This window comes from Oleiphilus sp. HI0132, from assembly GCF_001635845.1.
The window spans coordinates 1-5811 of the sequence record NZ_LWGJ01001191.1 but is presented as its reverse complement, the minus strand read 5'-3'; the positions used below and the strand labels follow the sequence as shown (position 1 = coordinate 5811).

Sequence of the window (5811 nt, the reverse complement as noted above, 5' to 3'; positions counted from 1 at the left end):
TGCTTTGTGAGACTTTCATACAAGTAGCGAACACCCGCGGCAGAAACGCCTTTAAAANACCATCCCCAAAGGCCAAGCATAAAGGCAAAACTTTATGCAAAAGCGGCTTTCATAAGTGGAAGGTTATAAGCAACTCAAAGTTCGACGTTAAACAGGGCAAGCTTGTAACGGTGTCAAAATGCCAGCGTTGCGGCCTTGTAAAAAACGAACTTAAATAACAGTTTTGCCTAACTAAATATTTCGTAAGCCTTTAAGGTGATAAAAGCTATAGACGAGTCTATCATTTAACTTTACGATCTTTCATCCTGTAATTTGCACTAAAGTGTGCATTGAGACTAGATTTTTCAACTACATTTACAATAAGCAAAATAAGCCATGCATTTTAAATTCGCTTTGTTTTTTACTCTCATCTTTCAAACTTTCACTATTGCTGCAAATCCTCAGCACGGTATTGCAATGCATGGTTCGTTAAAATACGACCCGTCTTTTGAGCATTTTGACTACGTCAACCCTGTTGCAAACCAGGGTGGCACATTAAAACTAGGCGTTGTCGGTGATAACTTCGACAGTTTCAACCCTTATATTATTAAAGGCGTTTCTGCCGCGGGTGTTCGCTACTTGTATGAAAGTCTCACAAAGCATGCGAGTGATGAAGCTTTCAGCGAATATGGACTAATTGCCGAAACAATCGAGACGCCTGATGACCGTTCATCAGTTACATTCAAGCTAAACCCTAATGCCAAGTTTTCTGATGGCAGCCCCATAACAGCAGACGACGTAAAGTTCAGTTTCGAAACACTAACGAAGCATGAAAAAGCACAACCATTCTATGCAGCTTACTATGCCGATGTAAAAAACGTTGAGGTTCGCTCAGATTCAGTCATTCATTTTGAGTTTGCTACCAATCAAAATAAAGAACTCCCGCTCATCATTGGTCAACTCCCGATTTTTTCCAAAAACTATTGGAGTAAACACGATTTCGGTAAATCGTCGCTAAATATTCCTGTCGGCAACGGCCCTTACATGATCGACAGCTTTGACCCTGGTCGCTCGGTCACACTGAAGAAAAACCCAAACTACTGGGCAAAAGATCTTGCGGTTAACAAGGGTATGTATAATTTCGATAAAATCGTATACGAATATTACAAAGATAACACTGTTGCATTGGAGGCTTTCAAAGCTGGCGAGTTTGATTTCCGCATTGAGAACACTGCACGCAACTGGGCTAACGCCTACGTCGGCCCAAAGTTTGATAACGGCGAACTGATCAAAGAAGAAGTTAAGCACGAGCGCCCAGCCGGTCTTCAGGCTTTTGTTATCAATACACGTAGAGAACTTTTCAAGGATAGCCGTGTCAGACAGGCGCTCGCCTATGCATTTGACTTTGAATGGACCAACCAGAATTTGTTTAATGGGCAATATGCACGCAGTAATAGTTATTTTGAGAACTCTGAACTCGCTTCGCGGGGCTTGCCGACTGGTGAAGAGCTAAGCACCCTTGAAGCCTTTAGAGACCAACTTCCATCATCTGTTTTTACAAGTGAATACCGTTCACCTAGCACAGAAAAACCTGCAAGCTTGCGAAAAAATTTAAGGAAAGCCATCAAGTTACTGAAAGAAGCAGGCTGGTCTGTGAAGGATGGCAAGCTGACAAATAAGCAGAGCGGAAAGCCCTTTTCATTCGAGTTTTTATTATTCCAGAAAGACTTTGAGCGTGTAGTACAACCCTTTATTAAAAATCTTGAAAAACTTGGAATTGAAGCCGGTATCCGCGTCGTAGATACTACCCAGTATATAAATCGCCGCCGCTCTTTTGACTTCGATGTGATGGTTGGTGGTTTTGGTCAGTCAAATTCACCAGGTAACGAGCAAAGAGAATACTGGCATTCATCAAAAGCCAATACGCAGGGTTCTAGAAACATTGCCGGAATACAAGACCCTGTCGTGGATAAGCTTGTTGATCTTGTCATCAGTGCGCCAGACAGAAAGTCTTTAGTTAATCGAACTCGTGCTCTCGACAGAGTTCTACTACACGGGCACTACGTAATACCTAACTGGTATAACCCGGTTGAGCGTATCGCTTACACTAAGAGCCTTGCGAGACCTGAAATTTCCCCCAAATCCGGAGTAGCGATCGATACGTGGTGGTTCCGTAAGTAATGAGCGCCTACATTCTTCGCAGACTTCTTCTTATGATACCGACACTACTCGGTATCATGCTCTTAAACTTCATTATCGTGCAAGCAGCACCCGGCGGCCCCGTTGAGCGAATGCTCGCACAGATTCAGGGAATGGGTTCAGACGTTCAAAGCCGTTTAGGCGGCGGTAGCGGAGAGCTATCTACCAACACCTCAAGTTCTAGCAGCTCTGGCAGCTCCTCTAAATACCATGGTGCTCAAGGCCTTGACCCTGAGCTTATTGAGCGCATTGAAAAGATGTATGGCTTCGATAAGCCAGCTTATGAGCGCTTCTTTATTATGATCAAAAACTATGCTGTTTTTGACTTTGGCGAAAGCTTTTTCCGCGACAAAAGTGTACTCGACTTAGTCCTTGAAAAAATGCCGGTATCAATTTCTCTTGGTCTTTGGTCAACACTGATCATCTACCTTATATCGATCCCGCTCGGCATCAAAAAAGCGATCAAAGACGGCTCCAAGTTCGACCTTTGGACCAGTAGTGTCATTATTGTTGGTTACGCAATTCCTGGCTTCTTATTCGGCGTTATCCTAATAGTTCTCTTTGCTGGTGGAACATACTGGGACTGGTTCCCTTTACGCGGTCTTACCTCGCCAGACTTTGACACCATGACGACAAGCGAGCAAATTCTGGATTATGCTTGGCACCTAGTACTGCCAGTTACCGCTATCGTTATAGGTGGCTTTGCAACTCTAACAATGCTTACCAAGAACTCCTTCATGGATGAGATCAACAAGCAGTATGTTACGACTGCCAGAGCTAAGGGGCTCACAGACAAAAGCATTTTATATGGACATGTATTTAGAAATGCCATGCTGATAGTTATTGCAGGAATGCCTAGCGCCTTGATCGGTATATTCTTCACAGGCTCGATGTTGATAGAGGTAATTTTTTCGCTTGACGGCCTTGGACTGCTTGGTTTCGAAGCTGTACTCAACCGCGATTATCCGGTTATGTTTGGAACGCTTTACGTATTTACCCTGGTTGGTCTAATTCTAAAACTCATTAGCGACCTGACATACGTCTTTATTGACCCGCGAATTGACTTTGCAAGCAGGGAGCAATAGTGATGTTGATTAATACTAGCTCGTGGTCACCCCTGAATCGCCGACGCCTTGCTAACTTCAAGGCCAATAAACGCGGATATTACTCTTTAATCTTATTCTCGATTTTATTTTTTGCTTCACTGTTTGCCGAAATCATTGCAAATGACAAGCCTCTTTTGGTGTCCTATCAGGGTGAACTTTATACGCCATTCTTAAATAGTTACCCAGAAACCGCATTCGGAGGAGACTTTGAGACCGAAGCCGACTATCGTGACGAATACGTTTCTGAGCTGATTAATGAAGAAGGCTGGATGTTATGGCCTCTTATACAATACAGCTACGACACCATTAACTATCAACTTCCTGTACCCGCCCCAAGCCCTCCTTCAAGTGAAAACTTACTTGGGACCGACGATCAGGCTCGTGATGTTGTCGCAAGATTGATTTACGGTTTTAGAATATCAGTACTCTTTGGTTTAGCACTCACATTATTTAGCTCTGTTGTTGGTGTGGTAGTTGGCGCTATACAAGGCTTTTATGGCGGCCGCATCGACCTTTATGGCCAACGTTTTATAGAAATCTGGTCTGGGCTACCCGTTCTATTTCTGCTGATAATCATGAGTAGTATTATTACGCCTAACTTCTGGTGGCTACTTGGTATTATGCTGTTATTCAGCTGGATGGGGCTAGTTGACGTTGTACGCGCAGAGTTCTTGCGCGCTAGAAACCTAGAATACGTACGCGCAGCCCGTGCACTAGGCTTGGACAATAGAGGAATTATGTTTAGACACATGCTTCCTAATGCTATGGTCGCGACACTTACTTTCATGCCTTTCATTCTCACGGGTTCAATTACTACCCTGACCTCTCTCGACTTTCTTGGCTTTGGGCTTCCACCAGGATCACCCTCACTAGGTGAACTGATTTCACAAGGCAAAACAAATTTACACGCACCCTGGCTCGGCGCATCGGCATTTATTGTTCTTGCACTAATGCTGTCTCTACTTGTATTTATTGGCGAAGCCGTACGCGACGCATTCGACCCAAAAAAGATATAAGCACGCACTCAAGGTAATTAGTTTTTATGACAAACGATAACGATGCTCAAATATCTATCAGAGACCTTCGTGTTTGCTTTCAACAAGGAGAGCAAGAAATAGAGGCAGTTAAAGGTATCAGTTTTGATATTCACGCGGGAAAGACAATCGCAATTGTTGGCGAAAGCGGTTCTGGAAAATCAGTAACTGCCCAGGCGATTCTCGGCTTACATCCAAGAAATAAAACGTCTTACCCGAGTGGCGAAATCCTTTTTCAAAACAAAGACCTTTTAAAAGCAAGCGAGACTGAATTAAGAAGTGTGCGTGGCGGTAAAATTGGCATGATCTTTCAGGAGCCAATGACGTCACTTAATCCGCTACATACGATTGAGAAACAAATTGCCGAATCAATACAGTTACACAGCGCTCATTCAACTCGAGCCGCTCGTAAGCGTGTTATCGAATTACTAGATCTAGTTGGTATTCCTGAGCCTGAGTCTCGCCTGGGATCCTATCCTCACCAACTATCAGGCGGACAAAAGCAGCGCGTAATGATCGCTATGGCGCTAGCCAACGAACCAGACATACTCATCGCAGATGAGCCAACAACAGCGTTGGATGTAACCGTACAAAAGCAGGTACTTGAGTTAATCCGGGGGTTACAAAAAAAGTTTGGAATGTCCGTCATTCTTATTTCCCACGACCTGAGCATCGTACGCCATTATGCAGACGAAGTGGTAGTGATGCACCATGGAAAACTCATCGAATCTGGATATTGCGAAGATATCTTCGCTACTCCAAAGCAAGAGTATACGAAGCTACTTATTAACTCTGACCCTAGCGGCTCACCTAAGAAAATCCCGAACGACGCTAAAACAATTTTAGAAAGTAAGGACATCAACGTATGGTTTCCTACTAAGAAAAGTTTCTGGGGCAAGCCTCTTGAGTTCTTAAAGGCAACTAAAGACATCTCAATAAAACTAAAAGCAGGCGAAACTCTTGGTATCGTCGGCGAAAGCGGCAGCGGAAAAACCACCCTCGGCCTCGCTTTACTTAGACTTCAGCAATGTGAAGGTGAGATATTCTTTGAAGGTAAGCCCACTCACAATCTTGACCAACAAGCATTCCGCCCCTTCCGAAAAGAAATGCAAATTGTCTTTCAGGACCCCTATGGCAGCCTCAGTCCTCGCATGTCAATTATGCAAATCATTAACGAGGGCTTAGAAATACATAACATTGGAACTCCTGACGAACGAGAACAAATAATCATTAAAGTGCTCGAAGAGGTCGAACTCGACCCGGGCATGCGCCATCGTTATCCACACGAGTTTTCCGGTGGACAAAGGCAACGAATTGCAATTGCACGAGCGCTCGTCCTTAAGCCCAAGCTAATAATACTCGACGAGCCAACATCTGCTTTAGATCGTACTGTCCAAAACCAAGTGATAGATTTGCTGAGACACCTTCAGGAAAAGTACCAAATCGCCTACTTATTCATTAGTCACGACCTCGCAGTCGTACGAGCATTAAGT

At 44.0% G+C, this 5811-nt stretch carries 4 protein-coding genes; all 4 read left to right on the top strand.

Features of this window, described 5'->3' with window-relative positions; genetic code table 11:
- Positions 1-375 precede the first annotated feature (375 nt).
- Positions 376-2160 carry an extracellular solute-binding protein gene (locus A3766_RS17120; protein ID WP_068509069.1) on the top strand — a complete coding sequence of 595 codons (1785 nt, stop codon included), beginning with the start codon at positions 376-378 and terminating at the stop codon, positions 2158-2160.
- A complete protein-coding gene (locus tag A3766_RS17115; RefSeq protein ID WP_068509072.1) occupies positions 2160-3263 on the top strand; it encodes a microcin C ABC transporter permease YejB in 1104 nt (367 codons plus the stop codon). Before A3766_RS17120 ends, A3766_RS17115 begins: the two co-directional genes overlap by 1 nt.
- Positions 3264-3265: 2 nt before the next feature.
- The gene (locus tag A3766_RS17110) at positions 3266-4300 is read left to right on the top strand and encodes an ABC transporter permease (protein ID WP_068509074.1); all 1035 of its coding nucleotides are present in this window, start codon (positions 3266-3268) and stop codon (positions 4298-4300) included.
- Positions 4301-4326: 26 nt separating this feature from the next.
- Positions 4327-5811: ABC transporter ATP-binding protein (locus A3766_RS17105; RefSeq protein WP_068642575.1), on the top strand; the 1485-nt coding region annotated here is incomplete at its 3' end.